15 protein-coding genes and 1 riboswitch are annotated in these 18627 nt (G+C 29.2%); of the genes, 11 read left to right on the top strand and 4 right to left on the bottom strand.

Annotation, left to right across the window (positions count from 1 at the left end):
• The first annotated feature begins 19 nt into the window (after positions 1 to 19).
• From BUB34_RS05545 to BUB34_RS05525, 3 genes are all read left to right on the top strand, one after another.
• Complete coding sequence (locus BUB34_RS05545) at positions 20 to 1096, top strand: HpcH/HpaI aldolase/citrate lyase family protein (protein ID WP_073125113.1); 1077 nt, start codon at positions 20 to 22, stop codon at positions 1094 to 1096.
• Positions 1077 to 3383, top strand: coding sequence for a phosphoribosyltransferase (locus BUB34_RS13880; RefSeq protein WP_200787867.1), 2307 nt, complete (start codon positions 1077 to 1079; stop codon positions 3381 to 3383). Before BUB34_RS05545 ends, BUB34_RS13880 begins: the two co-directional genes overlap by 20 nt.
• Positions 3384 to 3456: 73 nt before the next feature.
• Positions 3457 to 4266 carry an HAD family hydrolase gene (locus BUB34_RS05525; protein WP_073125110.1) on the top strand — a complete coding sequence of 270 codons (810 nt, stop codon included), beginning with the start codon at positions 3457 to 3459 and terminating at the stop codon, positions 4264 to 4266.
• 75 nt (positions 4267 to 4341) lie between these two features.
• On the opposite strand, the gene BUB34_RS05520 is transcribed toward BUB34_RS05525, so the two are convergent.
• Positions 4342 to 5334 (bottom strand): lipoate--protein ligase, encoded by a 993-nt coding sequence (locus BUB34_RS05520; protein WP_073125107.1) that lies wholly within the window; start codon positions 5332 to 5334, stop codon positions 4342 to 4344.
• Between the two features lie 353 nt (positions 5335 to 5687).
• A riboswitch (Lysine riboswitch) is annotated at positions 5688 to 5858 on the top strand.
• Between the two features lie 127 nt (positions 5859 to 5985).
• Here BUB34_RS05520 and BUB34_RS05515 point away from each other — a divergent pair.
• The 4 genes from BUB34_RS05515 to gcvPB all read left to right on the top strand — a co-directional run bounded on the left by BUB34_RS05515 (position 5986) and on the right by gcvPB (position 13619).
• The gene (locus BUB34_RS05515) at positions 5986 to 7698 is read left to right on the top strand and encodes a Na+/H+ antiporter NhaC family protein (RefSeq protein ID WP_073125105.1); all 1713 of its coding nucleotides are present in this window, start codon (positions 5986 to 5988) and stop codon (positions 7696 to 7698) included.
• Positions 7699 to 7880: 182 nt separating this feature from the next.
• Positions 7881 to 9071 carry a pentapeptide repeat-containing protein gene (locus BUB34_RS05510; RefSeq protein ID WP_073125103.1) on the top strand — a complete coding sequence of 397 codons (1191 nt, stop codon included), beginning with the start codon at positions 7881 to 7883 and terminating at the stop codon, positions 9069 to 9071.
• A gap of 613 nt (positions 9072 to 9684) precedes the next feature.
• Entirely contained in the window at positions 9685 to 12159 is a 2475-nt protein-coding gene (gcvPA, locus tag BUB34_RS13875; RefSeq protein WP_073125101.1) for an aminomethyl-transferring glycine dehydrogenase subunit GcvPA, read from the top strand.
• Positions 12159 to 13619: an aminomethyl-transferring glycine dehydrogenase subunit GcvPB gene (gcvPB, locus tag BUB34_RS05500; protein ID WP_073125098.1), complete on the top strand. Its 1461-nt coding sequence runs from the start codon at positions 12159 to 12161 to the stop codon at positions 13617 to 13619. The genes gcvPA and gcvPB overlap by 1 nt, the downstream gene beginning before the upstream one ends.
• 134 nt (positions 13620 to 13753) lie before the next feature.
• On the opposite strand, the gene ppnP is transcribed toward gcvPB, so the two are convergent.
• Positions 13754 to 14071 (bottom strand): pyrimidine/purine nucleoside phosphorylase, encoded by a 318-nt coding sequence (gene ppnP / locus BUB34_RS05495; protein WP_073125095.1) that lies wholly within the window; start codon positions 14069 to 14071, stop codon positions 13754 to 13756.
• Between the two features lie 239 nt (positions 14072 to 14310).
• Positions 14311 to 15348 (bottom strand): PTS sugar transporter subunit IIC, encoded by a 1038-nt coding sequence (locus tag BUB34_RS05490; protein ID WP_073125093.1) that lies wholly within the window; start codon positions 15346 to 15348, stop codon positions 14311 to 14313.
• Between the two features lie 428 nt (positions 15349 to 15776).
• Here BUB34_RS05490 and BUB34_RS05485 point away from each other — a divergent pair, with 428 nt between their 5' ends.
• The 4 genes from BUB34_RS05485 to BUB34_RS13220 all read left to right on the top strand — a co-directional run bounded on the left by BUB34_RS05485 (position 15777) and on the right by BUB34_RS13220 (position 18216).
• Positions 15777 to 16496 (top strand): DNA alkylation repair protein, encoded by a 720-nt coding sequence (locus BUB34_RS05485; protein ID WP_073125091.1) that lies wholly within the window; start codon positions 15777 to 15779, stop codon positions 16494 to 16496.
• Between the two features lie 25 nt (positions 16497 to 16521).
• A complete protein-coding gene (locus BUB34_RS05480) occupies positions 16522 to 17082 on the top strand; it encodes a hypothetical protein (protein ID WP_073125089.1) in 561 nt (186 codons plus the stop codon).
• Positions 17083 to 17126: 44 nt separating this feature from the next.
• Positions 17127 to 17957 carry a hypothetical protein gene (locus tag BUB34_RS05475; protein ID WP_073125086.1) on the top strand — a complete coding sequence of 277 codons (831 nt, stop codon included), beginning with the start codon at positions 17127 to 17129 and terminating at the stop codon, positions 17955 to 17957.
• Between the two features lie 82 nt (positions 17958 to 18039).
• Complete coding sequence (locus BUB34_RS13220; RefSeq protein ID WP_159430052.1) at positions 18040 to 18216, top strand: hypothetical protein; 177 nt, start codon at positions 18040 to 18042, stop codon at positions 18214 to 18216.
• A 186-nt stretch (positions 18217 to 18402) separates the two neighbouring features.
• On the opposite strand, the gene BUB34_RS05470 is transcribed toward BUB34_RS13220, so the two are convergent.
• On the bottom strand, positions 18403 to 18627 hold a 225-nt coding region (locus BUB34_RS05470; protein WP_143153323.1), incomplete at its 5' end, for a transposase.

Raw genomic sequence — 18627 nt, 5'->3', positions numbered from 1 at the left:
GTTTGAAAGGAGGGTAAAATTGAGATATTTTGATTATATAGACGAAGAAAATCTAAATCGAATTTTCTTTAAGAGACCATGTGAGTTTAATAAAGATACTGATAAAGATATGCTAAAGTATGCTTTGGGAGCTTTTTTATATGTTCCTGCCACACAATATAATATGATATACAAAAGTATTATAGGGGAGGTAAAAGGAGTTAGGCCTTTGGCAATATGTTTAGAGGATGCTATAGGAGCCAAAGGAGAAGATGAGGCAATTAATAACTTAAGGTCAATATTTAGGGACATAAGGACTGATCTTAGAGTTAATATAGATAACATACCACTTATTTTTTTGAGAGTTAGAAATGTAGAACAGTTGAATAAAATTAAAGATATAATAGTAGAAAATAAAGACATAATCGTAGGCATATTGATCCCAAAGGCAAATAGTGTGTTGGTTGAAAAATATGTAGAAACTCTAAATTCTATGGGACTATTTTCTATGTATATAATAACTATAATTGAGAGTGCAGAGTTTATAAATATTGAAAGTAAAAAAGAGGCATTTGAGAACTTATATAAGGTTCTTCTTAAAAATAAAAAAAGAATATTGAGCATAAGAATAGGTATTACTGATATATTAGGTATTTACAGTATTAGAAGAAGCAAGAAATTTTCTATATATGATAACTTAATATGTACAGATTTTATGAGAGATACCATAGGATATTTAAATAAAAAAGAACTTGATGTACCTATAAGCGGAGGAGTATCAGAGTTTTTTAATATGAAAGATGAAGAAATAAAAAGTAAGTATACAGAGGAAATACTTTTGGATAAATTTAATGGATTTATAGGGAAAACTGTAATCCATCCATCTCAAATTCCAATAACACAAGCATTATGCACTATCAATTACGAAGATTTTATAGATGCTCAGAATATTATAGCAAACATAGATGGCAAGTATGGTGTTAATAAGAGTGTATCTAAAGAGAGGATGAATGAAATAAATCCACATCTTTTATGGGCAAAGAGAGTATTAACACTATCTAATATATACGGTGTTTTAAATGAAGGGATAGACTACAATGAATTACTTAAATTTTAAATGTGATATAAATATCAATGATAATCCACTAGATTTAAATATTGACGATTTTTTAGAAGTAGCAGTAAGAAACAATCCTAAAAGGAGATTTCTTTTTATATCAAAAACACTTGGAAAACACCTAGCCTGTAGACCTACTGATGTAGATGATTTAGGCAAAATGATAGCTAGTATTTATAGTAATAAAAATTTAGACCTAAAAGGCGGGACTGTTATATCATTTGCAGAAACTGCAACTTGCATAGGGCATAGTGTATTCGATTATCTAAATGGTGACTATGAATTTATACACACAACTAGGGAAGAACTTGAAGGTCTTAGAAGTTTAGATTTTTTAGAGACACATTCTCATGCAACTAATCACAACCTATATTTTGAGAATTTAAAGAATATAGAAAATAAAGAAGAAGTAATACTAGTAGATGATGAAATAACAACTGCAAATACTTGTATAAATCTTATTAAAGAAATACAAAATATTTACCCTAAAAAAAAATATACAATATGTTCTGTATTTAACTGGGTAAGCAAAGAAGATTTAGAAAAAATTAGAGGTGTTGAACAGGAATTAGATTGCATAATAGACTTTATTTATCTTTTTAAGGGTGATTTTAAATTTAGTATAGACGAATGTAGCATAAAGAGCACTGAAAATAGGTTGAATATTGAAAAACAAAATCCTGAAAAAAAGGACAAACTAATAGCAAATGAATTGGAAATAAATTATATAAGCGTAGATATGGATGAGTATGTTGGAAATAAAGGTTATGTTAAATACACAGGTGCCTGGGGAGTTGATAAAAATGAACAACAAAAATTAAAAGAGATTGTAAAAAGAGAGAGTTCAAAGCTTAAAGTAAGTGGAAAAACCTTATTTTTAGGGACGGAAGAGTTTATGTATATACCCATGCTGTTTGCAAAGGAAAAAGAGAATTTAGGAGAAGTGTATTATCACTCAACTACGAGAAGTCCAATTATAGAATCTTGTAGAGAAGATTATCCTATAAAATCTAAGTTTACACTAAATAGTTTTTATAATAATGATGTAGTAAACTATGTTTATAACATAGATAAAAGTGATTTTTCAGAGTGTTTTTTATTTGTAGAACTTAACAACAAAAAAGAAGATTACTCTCAGATAATAGATATATTTAAGCAAACTTCAATAAAGAAGCTAAATATAGTATGTTGTAGTCAAAATAAAGAATTTAGTACATATTGTAAGGATGATGTAGTTTTTTTATTAAAGGATATTTCTGATTTGATTAAAGAGGAAGGTAACAAAGAGCGTGAGATTAAAATTCAAAATGGTAGACATTATTCAGAGATGATACCAATAGAATATGAAGTAAGTGAACAGTATTTAAGTTTATATTATAAAAAACTAAATGAAACAAAAGAAAGGCTAGCTTTTGCAATAGGCCTTATGTGTGAAAAAATAATCAAGAAAAATGGGAGAGATGTTGTATTAGTATCTCTTGCAAGAGCTGGTACACCAATAGGAATTTTGGCCAAAAGATATTTGAAAAAAAGATATAACCTAAATCTAAAGCATTATACAGTATCGATAATCAGAGACAAGGGAATCGATATGAATGCTATGAGATATATAGTCAAGAATCATCCTACATCTATAATACAATTTATAGATGGATGGACTGGCAAAGGAACAATATCAAGAGAATTGGATAAGGCTTGTTTAGAATTAGAAAGAAGGTTTGATAAGAAATTTGATTCTACACTGGCAGTACTAGCAGATCCAGGTGGATACTCTAGTCTATATGGTGTAAGAGAAGATTTTTTAATTCCTAGTGCATGTCTAAATTCTACAGTATCTGGTCTTATAAGCAGAACTGTTTTAAGCGATGATATAATAGGAGAAAATGATTTTCATGGGGCTAAGTTTTATAGTCATCTTAAGGATAAAGATGAATCTATGAATTACATAAAGACTATAGAAGCTTGTTTTGAATGTCAGTACAAACATATAGATGATAGTATTATAAATTGGTCTGAAGATTTGATAACTAGAGACGGAGATAAGGATGTATTTAATATTAAAGAAAGATATAATGTCAGGGATATAAATTTTATAAAGCCTGGGGTAGGTGAAACTACAAGAGTTTTAATTAGGAGAGTGCCTGATAAAATTTTAGTTAGAGACTTAAATGATAAATCTCTACAGCATATATTTGTTTTAGCCAATGAAAAAAATGTTATAGTTGAGCAGACAAATCTAGGTGCATATAGATGCTGTGGAGTTATAAAGAGTATGAAGGATGTGTAAAAATACAAAAATAAAAATCCTAAATATATAGGTTAGATATATTGTGGATTTATAAAAATAGAGGAGTTAGTAGATGGTTATTTTTTCAGATTTAGATAGAAGTATTATATACTCTAATAAATTTTTGGATACAAAGACTCAGTATAAAAACATAGAAATCTATAATGGTAAGCAGATTTCTTATATATCACTAGATACGCTGAAGTTGATCAAAAAAATACAGGAAAGAGGAATGTTTATACCAACGACAACAAGAACAAAAGAACAGTTCAGTAGAATAAGGTTTTGTGAAAACAAGATATTCTTTCCTTGGGCGATAACCTCAAACGGTGGAGTAATATTAAAGGACAATAAAGTTTTAGAGAGTTGGCAAAAAAAAATAAAAGATATAGTTAAAAAATCTGAAGATATAGAGTCTATGGTAGAAAAGTTTGAAAAGTACAAAGATTTACCAGGAATTAAGTCATTTAAAATTGCAGAAGATTTATTTTTTTATATAGTAGTTGACTATTTTGAATTTAATATTGATATGATCGAGGAGTATATAAAAGATTTAGACAGTAATAATTGGAAAATGTATATAAGTGGTAGGAAGATTTATTTTCTACCTAAAGGTATAAACAAGGAAAATGCTATAAACCATGTTGTAAATGAGATGGGAATAAGTGATTTTTTTGCAATAGGCGATTCATCTATGGATTATGGAATGCTTAAGTCTGCAGATACCGGATATATTCTAAAACATGGAGAATTATTAAATCAAAATCAAGATATAGATATTAGTGGCTTAAAAGTAAGTGCTAAGGAAGGAATGAAAGCAACAGAAGAAATACTATTTGAAATACTAAATGAGAACAGCTCAACAGTAGTGATGAACTTATAGGAAAAATAAAAATGTCTGATTAAATTCACGCTTTGTGTATTTTAGGCAGACATTTTTATATGTTTTATAAATAAGTTATTTATTTGTAACTCCTAGAATTCCAGATAATAAGATATCTACATTTGCACCCAAGAAATAGTCATTTATATCTATAGAATCAAGAACTTTTCTTAGGCTTATTTCTTCGTGTTTAACCCCAATTAGAGCATCTTCTACATAAGAAACATCACATTTACCGAAGAAATCTCCAAAGAATTTTATTTTCTTAATGATTCCCTTTTCTACATTAATATTAAACTCTACGTTGCCACCAGGATATTTTAGTTCACTTGAAAGGGCGTACTCAGGAGAGTTTCCAAAGTTCCATTCCCAGGTTTTATATTTTTCCTCAGATAATCTATTTATTCCATCTATATCTTTTTCGCTTAGAGAATAATATGTATTACTAGTATCAGTTTTTGACAGGTATTCCATAATAGAATCTTTAAATTCCAAAATATCCATAGGTTGCTTTAAATGATCGTTTATATTTGTAACACGAGATTTTACGGATTTAACTCCTTTTCCTTCAAATTTTATAGGTTTTACCTTTAGTGCATTTGATAAATTAGTTATTTCAGAAGAAAATAAAAGAGTACCATGATGCATAACCTTATTTTTATAATTATACTGTGCATTTCCTGAGAATTTTTTACCGTCAATTAGTAAATCATTTCTACCAGAAAATTCAGCGTTAATATCTAGGGTATTCAATAAGTCTATTATAGGTTGAGTAAATCTTCTAAAGTCACTAAAACTATTATTATTACAAGCTATAAAAGTGAAATTTATATTGCCCAAGTCATGAAAAACAGCGCCACCTCCAGATTGTCTTCTTACAACAGGGATGGAGTGTTCTTTAATATATTCTAAATTTATTTCAGACAGTGTGTTTTGATTTTTTCCGACTATTATGGATGGTTCATTTCTCCATAATATAAACATATCCTCGTCAAAGTTCTTTAATAGATATTCTTCCATTGCCAAGTTAAAATATGGATTTGTTTTTTCGTTGTAAATTAGTAACATATTAGTCCCCCATTCATATTTTTGACTATAAAATTGTATAGTAATAATAACAATATTTACTACAATTATATTATAACGTTAAATGCTATAAGATGATATATAAAAATACTGAATTTTTGAAAAATTATATGTTTTTATTTAAGTTAGAAGATATACTATTCGCTCATGTCGCCAACGACTTCGTCCGTTGCTCAAAATTTTTTTCACTTGCAAGACCAGTATATTGAAGTATCTAAGTTGTATAAGTTATTCAAAGTTTAAGATTAACTATAATTTCCTTATACGTAAAAAATAGATTGCAAAATTTATATATGTGATATATAATCTAAGTTAATAATCAAAAAGTGAATAATTAAAAGGGTAGAGGCGCAGTATTTATTAATACTAGTAACGAGGTAAGCACGTTGACTTACTAGGAAAGGAAATATTGCCGAAGTGTATAACCGATGCTTTAAGGTTATATAGCTGGGGGTGCATAGAATATGTGTATCACTGTCACTAGTTTGTGAAGAGCTATCATTTAAGGAATTATTGTAGTATATTAAATTTATTATATATATTAATATGCTTTGTTTATCAGGCCTTGAGTGTTAACTCAAGGCTTTTTTGTATCACCCTAATAATATTCACTAATAAAAAGGGGGACTTTATATGAAAAAAAATACTATCAACATAATTTTTATTACAAGTATAATATTTGTTATGTCGACGATGCTCACGTTTGCAGAAGAGATAGATCCTGCAATTGTAAACTCTGAAAAGTTTGGAATGTTAACTTTAATTCCACCATTAGTTGCAATAATTCTTGCTTTTATAACTAAAAATGTTGTAGTTTCATTATTTATAGGAATTTTATCTGGAGGATTTATAATAAATATATCTGGGGCAAATGTATTATCAGCTTTTATACAATCATTTTTAGATTTAGTAAGTAGAGCATTAGGGTCTTTGGCAGATCCATGGAATGCAGGTATAATTCTTCAAGTTTTGGCTATAGGAGGGGTTATAAATCTTGTTGCGAAAATGGGAGGTGCAAAGGCTATAGCTGAAACACTTGCAAAAAAAGCAAAGACTTCTAGAGGAACACAACTTATAACTTGGCTATTAGGTATATTAGTATTCTTTGATGATTATGCTAACTCATTAATAGTAGGTCCTATAATGAGACCTGTTGCAGATAAAATGAAGATATCTAGAGAAAAATTAGCATTTATAATAGATGCTACAGCAGCACCAATAGCGGGTCTTGCTATAATATCTACATGGATAGGTCTAGAAGTTGGATTAATACATGATGCATTTGGGTCAATAGGAGTAGAAGTTGATGCATTTGGTGTATTTTTAAATACAATACCTTATAGATTTTATAATATCCTAATATTAGCGTTTATATTGATAACAACAATTTTACTAAAAGACTTTGGTCCTATGAGAAATGCAGAACTAAGAGCTAGAAATAGTGAGGGTTCAGAAGTAGCACTAGGAGGATTCAAGGAAGCAGATGATTTAGCTCCCAAAGAAGGTGTAGAGTTAAGTGTATGGAATGCTATTATACCAATAGGTACATTAATAATGGCGGCTTTAGTATCATTTTATTACAGTGGATATTCATCAATTATGGGGGGAGATGATCAAGCTTTAATACAATTATTTAATAACTCTCCATTATCATTCGAGGCAATAAAAGAGGCTTTTAGTGCTTCTGATGCATCTGTAGCGTTATTCCAGTCAGCTTTATTTGCAAGTATAGTTGGAATATTTATGGGAGTAGCTAAAAAAATATTCACGGTTTCAGAAGCTGTGGAAGTATGGATAGATGGTATGAAGGGTCTAATAATGACAGGAGTAATATTAATACTTGCATGGTCATTAAGCTCAGTTATAAAGGAGCTTGGAACAGCTAAATATATAATAAAATTACTATCAGGTTCATTACCGCCATTCCTTTTACCAAGCTTAATATTTGTATTGGGTGCTATAATGTCTTTTGCAACTGGAACAGCTTATGGAACAATGGGGATACTTATGCCTCTTGCGATACCACTTGCACATTCAACAAACCCAGAAATGTCTTATGTAATAGTTAGTACGAGTGCAGTTTTAACTGGGGCAATATTTGGAGATCACTGTTCGCCAATATCGGATACAACAATATTGTCATCTATGGGAGCTGGATGTGATCATATAGACCACGTTAATACCCAAATGCCTTATGCATTGTTTGTAGCAGTTATAACTGTAGTATTTGGATATATACCAGCGGGCTTTGGATTGCCTATATATATAGTTCTTCCAATTTCATTACTAGCTATATTTATAGGAGTTCAAATACTTGGAAAGAAAGTAGAAGATGTAGAGGTTTAGATAGAGAGTCCATAAATTTATAAAACAAAAACGCACTTTCTTATAAGTGCGTTTTTGTTTTATAAATTTATGGATAATATTAAATACATAAGGAAAAGATAATAGAGATTTATACTTTATTATGAAAAGTTAAATTATATCTAAACTTAGTGATTTATATGTAATTATAAAAGGAGGACTTTATGCCTTATATAAATTTTAAAGAAGAGAATACTGTAACACGAAAACAAATAGAAATAAGAAAAAAAAACAATACAAAATTATATATAGAGCTTATGAAAAATAGATACAATCTAGAAGGGTATACTCCAAGTAAAAAATATAGTTATTTAGATGTAGTAGACGCTGAAATAGGGAAAAAGGGTGTTTTGGACGAAAATAATTTTTATGAAATAAAAAATGAGGATATAGTATGTAGTAAGTTTACAAATTGTAAGTTTAATAATGTAAAATTTACTCATTGTCGTTTTGTAGCTTGTATTTTTGAGGGATGCTCATTTGGTGCAGGTGGAGTTGTCTTTGAAAATTGTATAATGATTAAAGAAGACAGTGAAAAATTACCGTCGTTAAATAGAAAAGACAACCTTTCTTGTGAATTTAATGATTGTAATATATATGCTAAATTTTTGGGTTCAGATATATCTTTTTGCATGTTTAATAACTGTAGTATAAAAGATACATATTTTGAAGAAAGCAGCATGAGAAATGTAATAATAGCTGATAGTTATCTGAAAATGATTACAGTGGAAGATAGTGACTTTTGTGGGCTAAAAGTTATAAATACCTATATAGAAAACATGGAGTTTAATGATAAAAATTGTACAAAATTCGATGAAAAAACATACTTTGATAAAATACCAATAAAAACAAAAACTAGAGAGGAATATGAAGGTATATATATGATATACCAAGCAATAGCGGATAAGTTTAAAGAAAATAGCCTGAATAACAACTTCGGCGAGTACTATTATTTATGTAAGTGTACCCAGCGAAAGTGTGTACCATTTTTTCAAAAAATATTATCAGGAATATACTTTATAACCTGTGGATATGGTGAAAGACCAGAGTATGCACTTTTATCATCAATTTCAATAATTATTATATTTGCCGTATTATACTTATTTTCTGGTATAGATATAAATAATGAAATAGTGATGTATAATTTTAAGACCATAGGAAATTTGAATATAGGTAGACTTTTGAGAGATTTGAATGAGACTATAAATTTAAGTGTAGGTATGTTTGGAGGCGTAGGGTTTAATACTGCTAAGCCAACTGAATCTAGTTATATGCTTTCAAACATTGAAATGCTGATAGGTATATTAATGATGGGAGTTGGTATAGGAACATTAACTAGAAAAATAGTTAGATAATTTAAAATTGTATAGTAAAATCTAAAACAGCAAGAAATAAATTATTTCTTGCTGTTTTAGATTGTTAAAAATAATTTTTATTTAAAGCTTTATACAAAAAATAAAGTGGATTTATATAATATTTACGAAGTCAGTTTGAGAATAAAATATCATAAAATGAAACTCATATACAAATGCAAACAACTATTATAATACATAAAAAAGTATATATATTCAGAATTTAGTTGCTTAAATAGTTAGAAAAAGCTTATTTTATTCCAAAAAATTAGTGAAATAGTATTTATGATAAAATAAAGCACCACTTAGATTTAATTATTTCGTTAAAAAATATTTTTAATAATACTAAATATTAATATGGTATCAGACTATAATTTTTTATACATAAAATAAATTTATAATTATTGTTGACATTTTGAATGAAAATTCATACAATTGAATTGAAAAATAGAATATTTACCAGTTGATATTAGAGAAATCATCATGAAGTAATAGTTCTTTTAGTATAGAAACAGAGAATATATTGGCTAGGATTATATAGACCCAGTGTATTCTTTTTTTTATATAAAACAGATTAAAAAGCTTCGATTTCACTTTTAATAGGGAGGGGTATTTGATGAATGAATTAAAAAGAACAACTCTGTATGACGCTCACAAAAAACTTAATGCTAAATTTTGTGGATTTGCAGGGTGGGACATGCCACTAGAGTACGAAGGAATGAATAAAGAACACGAAGCAGTCAGATCAAGTGCGGGGCTATTCGATGTATCTCACATGGGGGAAGTTGAAATAAGAGGTGCAGAGGCTGAAAAGTTTATTCAATATCTGATTACCAATGACATTAGTGCTCTTAATATAAATGATATTATATATACGCCTATGTGTTATGAAAATGGAGGAGTAGTAGATGACTTATTAATATATAAATTGGGGAAAGATTATTTTTTATTGGTGATAAATGCTGGGAATATAGACAAAGACGTAGAATGGATAATTGGAAATAGTAAAGGATATGATGTCGATATAAAAAATACGTCAGGGGAAATTTCTCAATTAGCACTACAAGGACCTAAGGCTCAGGAAGTTCTGCAAAGGTTGACGGATACAAATTTAGAGGAAATTAAATTTTATAAGGCAAATCCTAGTGTAAAGGTATGTGGCTTAGAATGTTTGGTTTCAAGAACAGGGTACACAGGGGAAGATGGGTTTGAAATATATTGCAACAATGAATATGTAGTTAAAATATGGGATGAACTTCTAAAATATAAGGAAGTAAAACCTGCAGGTTTAGGAGCTAGAGATTCTTTAAGATTTGAGGCTAGTTTGCCTCTTTATGGTCATGAAATAACAGAGGATATATCTCCTCTAGATGCAGGTCTTTCCTTCTTTGTTAAAATAAATAAAGAAAAATTTATAGGAAGAGAAGTTTTAGCTAAGGCTAAAGAAGAGGGATTAAAGAAAAAATTAGTCGGGTTTGAAATGATAGGAAAGGGAATAGCAAGACAAGGATACGAGGTAAAAGTAGGAGATAAGGTTGTTGGGGTTGTGACTACAGGGCTGGCATCCCCAACATTAGGTAAAATTCTTGGTATGGCTATAGTTGATGCAGAATACGCTGTAGTTGGAACGGAAATAGACATAGCGATAAGAAAAAAATTGGTTAAAGCACAAATAATCAAAAAACCTTTTTATAAAAAACAATATAAAAAAGATGAAAAAAAGGTATCTAAAGATATGAACAATGAATTCTCATATATACCAGCTACTTCTGATGATAAAGAAAAAATGTTAAAGGCTATAGGAGTTAATTCTGTAGAAGATTTATTTTTAGATATACCGAAAGATTTAAAGTTAAATAGACAGCTAAACTTAGAGAGTAGTAAATCAGAATTAGAAGTATCTAAGATTGTAAAAGGGTTGGCTAATGAAAATGTTAATTTAGATGAATTGACTTGTTTTCTTGGAGCAGGTGCTTATGATCATTATATACCATCACTTATAAAACATATAACTTCTAGATCTGAATTCTACACAGCTTATACACCATATCAAGCAGAAATAAGTCAAGGAACACTTCAAGTAGTATTTGAGTTCCAGTCAATGATAGCAGAACTGACGGGTATGGAGATAGCCAATGCATCTATGTATGATGGTGCAACAGCTGCAGTAGAAGCTTGTATAATGGCAATGAATCAAACTAAGAAAAGTAAGGTAGTAGTATCACGAACTACTCATCCAGAAACAATAATGGTACTTAAAACATATATGAAGTTTAAGCAGTGTGAAATAGTGGAAGTGGACTTTTGCAACGAGTACGGTATAACTGATATAGAAAAACTAAAAAGTGCAGTGGATAAAGATACTGCATGCGTTCTTATACAAAACCCTAACTTCTTTGGAGTAATAGAGAGTATGGAGGAAATAGAAAAAATAGTTCATGAAAACAAAGCAATGTTAGTTATGAGCGTAGATCCGATATCTTTAGGGGTGATTAAAACTCCAGGAGAATTAGGGGCAGATATAGTTGTAGGGGAAGCTCAATCACTAGGAAATCCATTAAATTATGGGGGACCTTATGTAGGATTTATGGCAAGTAAATCTAAATATACAAGAAAAATGCCAGGAAGAATAGTTGGAGAAACTTTAGATGTAGATGGAAAGAGAGCATATGTGCTAACGCTACAAACTAGAGAACAACATGTAAGAAGAGAAAAGGCTACTTCTAATATTTGCTCAAACCAAGCTTTAAATGCGCTTACTGCTTCTATATATATGGCAACTATGGGTAAAGAGGGACTTAAAGAAGTTGCAGAACAATCAATGAAAAAGGCACACTATGCTTACAATAAACTTATAGCTACAGGAAAGTATAAACCAGTATTTAAAGGAAAGTTCTTCAAGGAATTTGCAGTTAAGGGTAGTTTAAGCGTAGAAAAATTAAATAACAAGCTTCTAGATGAAAATATACTAGGAGGGTACGATTTACACAATAATTATAATGAACTTGAAAATGCAACTTTACTTTGTGTGACTGAAAAGAGAAGCAAGGACGAGATAGATAAGTTAGTTGGGATTATGGAGGGGATATAATGAGAGAGTATAATAGTTTACTAATAGAAATATCTAAAAAGGGCAGAAAAGCTTATTCACTTCCAAAACTAGATGTAGAAGACATAAAAATAAATGATATGATAGATGAAAATATGATAAGAAAAAGTGATTTAAATTTGCCAGAAGTAAGTGAGTTAGAATTAGTTAGACACTATACTCTATTGTCAAATAAAAATTTTGGTGTAGATACAGGATTTTATCCTCTAGGCTCATGTACAATGAAGTACAACCCAAAAATTAATGAGGACATGGCATCTATACCGCACTTTACAGGGATGCACCCATATCAACCAGAGAACACTGCCCAAGGATCTCTAGCACTTATGTACAACTTATCAGAGCAACTTTCAGAGATAACAGGAATGGATAAAGTTACTTTACAACCATCTGCTGGTTCTCATGGTGAATTTACTGGACTTATGTTAATAAGAGCTTATCATGAAAGCAGAGGAGATTTTAAAAGAACAAAGGTTATTGTTCCGGACTCAGCTCATGGGACGAATCCTGCGAGTGCGGCTATGGCAGACTTTGATATAGTTCAGATAGAATCTAATGAATATGGTGCGGTTGACTTAGATAAATTAAAACAAGTTTTAAGTGATGAAATAGCAGCACTTATGCTTACAAACCCGAGCACACTTGGTTTGTTTGAAGAAAATATAAAAGAAATTGCAGAGTTGGTTCATGAAGCTGGGGGTCTTTTATACTATGATGGAGCAAATATGAATGCAATAATGGGTGTAACAAGACCAGGAGATATGGGATTTGATGTAGTACATTTAAATCTTCATAAGACTTTTTCAACTCCTCATGGTGGTGGAGGACCAGGAAGTGGTCCGGTTGGAGTTAAAAAACAACTAGCTCAGTTCTTGCCGGTTCCAGTTATTGAAAAACAAGAAGAAGGATATATATTAAATTATGATAGACCAGAGACCATTGGAAAAGTTAAAAATTTCTATGGAAACTTTGGAATTTTGGTAAGGGCTTATTCTTATATATTAACTATGGGAAAAGAAGGATTAAAGGAAGCAAGTCAAATGGCAGTACTTAATGCTAATTATATAAAAGAAAATTTAAGGGAAGATTATATACTACCAATAGACACTGTATGTAAACATGAGTTTGTATTAGGAGGACTTCCAAGAGGAGAAGCTAATATAAAAACTATGGATATAGCTAAAAGATTGTTGGATTATGGATATCATCCACCTACAATTTACTTCCCATTAATAATACATGAAGCTCTTATGATAGAGCCTACTGAAACTGAAAGTATAGAAACACTTGATAAATTTATAAGTGTAATGAAGACTATAGCAAAAGAGGCTAAAGATAACCCAGAACTATTGAAATCAGCTCCTCATAATACTATAGTAAGAAGAGTAGATGATGCTAGAGCAGTTAAAAAACCTATATTAACTTGGAGTCAAAGACAGTAAAATATAAGTTGAATTGATAATAAGTGATAACCTAACTCACTCGATATGAGTTAGGTTATTTTTTAAATCTATAAACATAGTTTTCTTAGATTAATTTTATTGAAATAAAGTCTAAAGATATTTAGATAGTATAATTATTCATTTATATATGAACAGCAGTAATCTACCACTTCATTAACTTTTAAGTCGAAACTTGAGTTACTAGGAACTATAAATTGTTCTCCAGCTTTGAATGTAACAAATTCATTGCTTCCAGGTAATTTCACATCCATACTTCCAGCTAACATTTCCATTATTTCTTTTTCTTTAGTTGAGAAAGTATATTCTCCTGGTAGCATTAATCCTAATGTTTTTCTTTCTCCATCTGGGAAAATAACTACTCTACTACTTACTTTTCCATCAAAGTATACGTTTGCCTTTTTTACAGCTGTTACATTTTTGAATTCACTCATGTTAATACCTCCCTAGTTTTATATGTATATTAGTATACAAGTATATTATATATATTTATAACATTATTTTCTAGACTTTTTAATAAAAAGGATAATAATATTTAATAAAAATGAAAAAAATTAATTAATACTAAAATAATTATAGTTAATATAAAAAATAAACCCGGTACCATTAGAAGATATCGAGTTTATTTTTTATATATTTTTTTATATATAAAGTTTTTTAAAATACTTTGTAATTAAGCAGCGTCGTTTTCAGGGTTTATACCACGTATTTCTGCTGCAGTCTTTATCTTAGTATTTTTGAATATTGCATATCCTATAAATCCTGCTAATACACTCACAACAACGCATCCTGCAGCTGCAACTAGTGCTGGAGTACCGTTTTGAGCTAAAGATATAGCAAATCCTGCTATTGGTGTAGCAGTACCTGGAGTACTTACTTCAAGACCCATCATAGCTACTATTATACCAGACATAGCCCCACCGATAAAGTTAGTAACATATACTGGTATTGGATTAGCTGATATTATATCTGATTGAGTTAAAGGTTCGATAGCAACAGATATTGTATCTTTCTTAGAACCAAACTTCATCTTTGAGAAGAATACGTAGTTCATGAAAGAAGAACCGAATACTGATAAAGCACCTACTGCCATTGGAATACCAGTTAAACCTATTATAGATGTTAAAGCCATTGAACTAAGTGGAGCAGTTGCAACAACTGTTATTAAACCACCAAGTATAAGACCCATAACTATAGGAGATGCATCAGCAGCTTGTATTAAAACTTGTCCTATTTGTAATAAAGTACCTTTAACTATTGGATCCATTCCCATAGCTATAGCTCTTGCTAAAGGAGCACCTACTATTATTATAACTATTAAATCAAGTCCAGCTGGAACTTTTTTCTCTAAGAATTTAACAACAAATGCTGTTATGTAACCAGCGATAAATCCTGGAAGTATACCAAAACCAGAACATGCTAAACCAACTAATACAGCATATACTGGAGAAACACCAAGTGCAAGTGGAACTAATATAGCGGCTGCAACTCCACCCATAGAACCGTTTGCTCCACCAACTTGTTCTAAAAATTTGATTCCGAATACTTCACCAAAGAATGAAAAGTGGAAAGCTTCAACTAAGAAACTTGCACAAGCAGCACTTGCAAGTGCACCCATTGCCTTCATACCTTGTGGTGCTTTGTAACTAAATAATGTGAATAATGCCAGTACTACTAATAGTAATGCAGTACCTGTTAAAATCTGTACCATGTCTTATTTCCTCCTAGATGTAAAAATTTTATGCAGACTTAAAGGGTATTGTTTTCCCCGACTACATAATTTTATAAGAATGATTAGAATACTTATGATTATAAAATAAACAAATAAAAAAGTAAATACAAATTTAAAAAAATTTATAAAAAAATTATTCTTTTAAGTTAATATTAAATATATTTTCCTTAATTTAGACAAAAAATGCAACTTAAGTTTAAATTTATATATATACATAGAAAATGAGAGTTTTTTATAATTTATGGATTTAAATAGTTATATGCTACAGCGTATTTACATACAATAAAATTATATCTATATACTAGTATGTCCGATTATTCACTGAACCTTTTTTTTTACTAAAATTATGATACAATAAATAACAAGACTATTAAATTTTATATTTTGTAATTATAAGGAGATACGAGATGATACTTATTAAAGAAAGTTGGGATGATGAAGATTATTTTGAATTAATAAATTACATCAAATCTCTTAAAGATATTAAATATATAGGTTTTCAGGAAAAAATTATACCAGGAGTAAAGGACTTGATAGGTGTAAGAATTCCATATCTAAGAAAAATATCAAAGGATATATCAAAGGGAAACTGGCGTGATTACTTGGAAATATCCAGGGATGATTATTTTGAAGAAATTGTTCTACAAGGAATGGTAATTGGCAATATGAAGGTGGAGTTTTTTGAACTCGAAGGTTATATAAGAAAATTTGTACCTAAAATAAATAATTGGAGTATCTGTGATACATTTTGCTCAGGACTAAAACAAACAAAGAAATATAAGGAAAATATGTTTGAGTTTCTAAAACAATATTTATATTCAAAAAATCCATGGGAAGTAAGATTTTCTGTAGTTATGATGCTGGAATATTTTGTAGATGATGATTATATAGATGAAATTTTTAAGTATTGTAATGATATAGATAGTGATGAATACTATGTAAAAATGGCTATAGCTTGGTTAATCTCTGTATGCTTTGTCAAGTTTGAGGAAAAAACTATGATATACTTAATTAGTAATGAATTGGACAACTTTACTTATAATAAGGCTTTACAAAAGATAATAGAATCTAATAGAGTAGATAAAGATACTAAAGATCTTATAAGAAGCATGAAAAGAAAAGGCTAATATAGAAATTGACGGAGGAATATAGATGAATAGTAATAAAAGAATTGAAGATTTTTTAAAATTTCAAGATGAAGGATTTAACTTTAATCAAATAGCTAAAAAATTAAGTATAACTCCAGGAACTCTGAGAAATTTTTTAAATAGAAAAGGCTATAAATCGCAAAATGGAAAGTACATATTAAAAAAGGAAAATAATTTTAAAAAAGAAAATAACAAAGTTATTGACCGCAAAATTGATAATAAAGATGATAAAAAAAGCACTAAAAAATCCCAAAAAAATGTAAAACCTAAAAGAGATAGAAAAATAAACATAACCGAAGAAGATTTGGACAAATTATGTGAAGTATACGATTGGTATTTGCAAGTCAAAGATTTTAAAAATATGAAACCTAAAAAGTCTACTAGAAAAAAAGATATTTTACTAGAAGATGAAAACTTAAAAGACCTAAAATCTATAAATATAAGAGTAGATAAGAAGACTTGGGAGGATTTTGAGAGGCTATGCAGTAATTCAACTTTTAACAAGCAACAAATAATAACACAGGCCTTGAAAGACTTTATGAAAGAATATAAAAACTTAATATAACATTAACTATATTTACTATACATTAATTATTATGAGGTGTTAATATGAATAAACTACTAAGGAAGTCAGATCTACTTTTAATTGTAATTCTATCAACCACACTTGTTTTAGTAGGTTGTGTAACCAATAAAAGAGAAAAAATACAACAACGAGTTCCGTTGATAAAAAAGGAAATTAAAATAAATGAAAAAAATGCGAAGGCTTTAAATATAGGGAAACCAGAAGATACAAGCAAAGACAATGGAAAGCTAAATACTATAACTAAGGTTGAAAATACTTCTAACTTTAATACATCCAATATATATATACACTATGATGAGCTTGATAAAAATAAAAATGTTATATTTAAATCAAAATCCTTTTTAGATGTAACCTTATCTCCAGGGGAAGTAGCTTACATAGATATGTCTCATCAAAAATATGCTACCAGTGCTTCAGTAACAGGATACCAATATAGGGTAGGAGGAAAAATAGTAATAGTAAATTTAAATAAAGATACTATAGAAATAAAAGATAAGAATATTGAAGTGGACGATAGTAAAACATATGAAGCTTTGGCTATTTCAGATGTAAAGCAAGTCAATGAATCCAACGAAGGTAATGCATATACAGTTAAGATTAAAAATTTACTTCCAAAAGAACTAGGAAATGTAGTATTAAAGGTTGCAGAGTTAAACGAATCTGGAGAATATATAATGATAAATCATATACCTTTTTATGAGGTATTGAAACCATCGGAAGAAGAGAATATAGATATAATTAGTTCAAGTGAGGCTGACAAGGTTGAAATTGTAGGATATTCTTATGATAACCCAGATGAAAAGGTAAAAGTATCAATTGACCTTAAATCTAACCAAGTTGAGATAAACAAGTAATATAAAATTTGGGAATGGCTTGATCTTAGTATAAATTATACTTATATGATAAATAATAAGTTTAATTTAAGGAGTGATAGGAATGGATAACAATTTAGATCAAAATAATTTGGATTTTGAAAAAATGAATGCTAAATTAGCAGATTCAGAGTTTGCAAACTGGTATTATCATAAGTTAGAGGATAATAGTGAAAAAGATATTACTATAACTGACTTTGTTAATATTGTAAATAATTATGAATCAGAGGAATATAAATAGGATTATTTTACCCCCTATAACTTTTATATAAAAAGATATAGGGGGATTTATTTTATGATTTTAAATATTAAAAGTATTGCTCTAAAGTTGTATAATTTAAGGCTCTTTGTCAAATAACGTTGATGAAGTCAATATTTAATTTTTAAAGGCAGCATCTAATACAGTTTTCATGTATAGATGCTGTTTTTAAATTACTTGTATTTTTTCTCTTAGTAATACTCTTAATCTTAAATTTTTAAAACTTCTAAATCCAAAGGATACTCTTTTGAGTACTTTAATGGTATTATTCTTACCCTCAACTCTAGCATTTGTATATTTTGTAATTAGTGCATTTAATACGTACTGTTTTTTATCCTTCAAAGATTTAAGGCTTGTTCTAAAGCATGAAGGACAGTCTTTTAAATCCTTTGA

This window comes from Asaccharospora irregularis DSM 2635, from assembly GCF_900129815.1.
GTDB classification, from domain to species: Bacteria; Bacillota; Clostridia; order Peptostreptococcales; family Peptostreptococcaceae; genus Asaccharospora; species Asaccharospora irregularis.
This window is presented reverse-complemented; position numbering and strand designations above follow the sequence as displayed.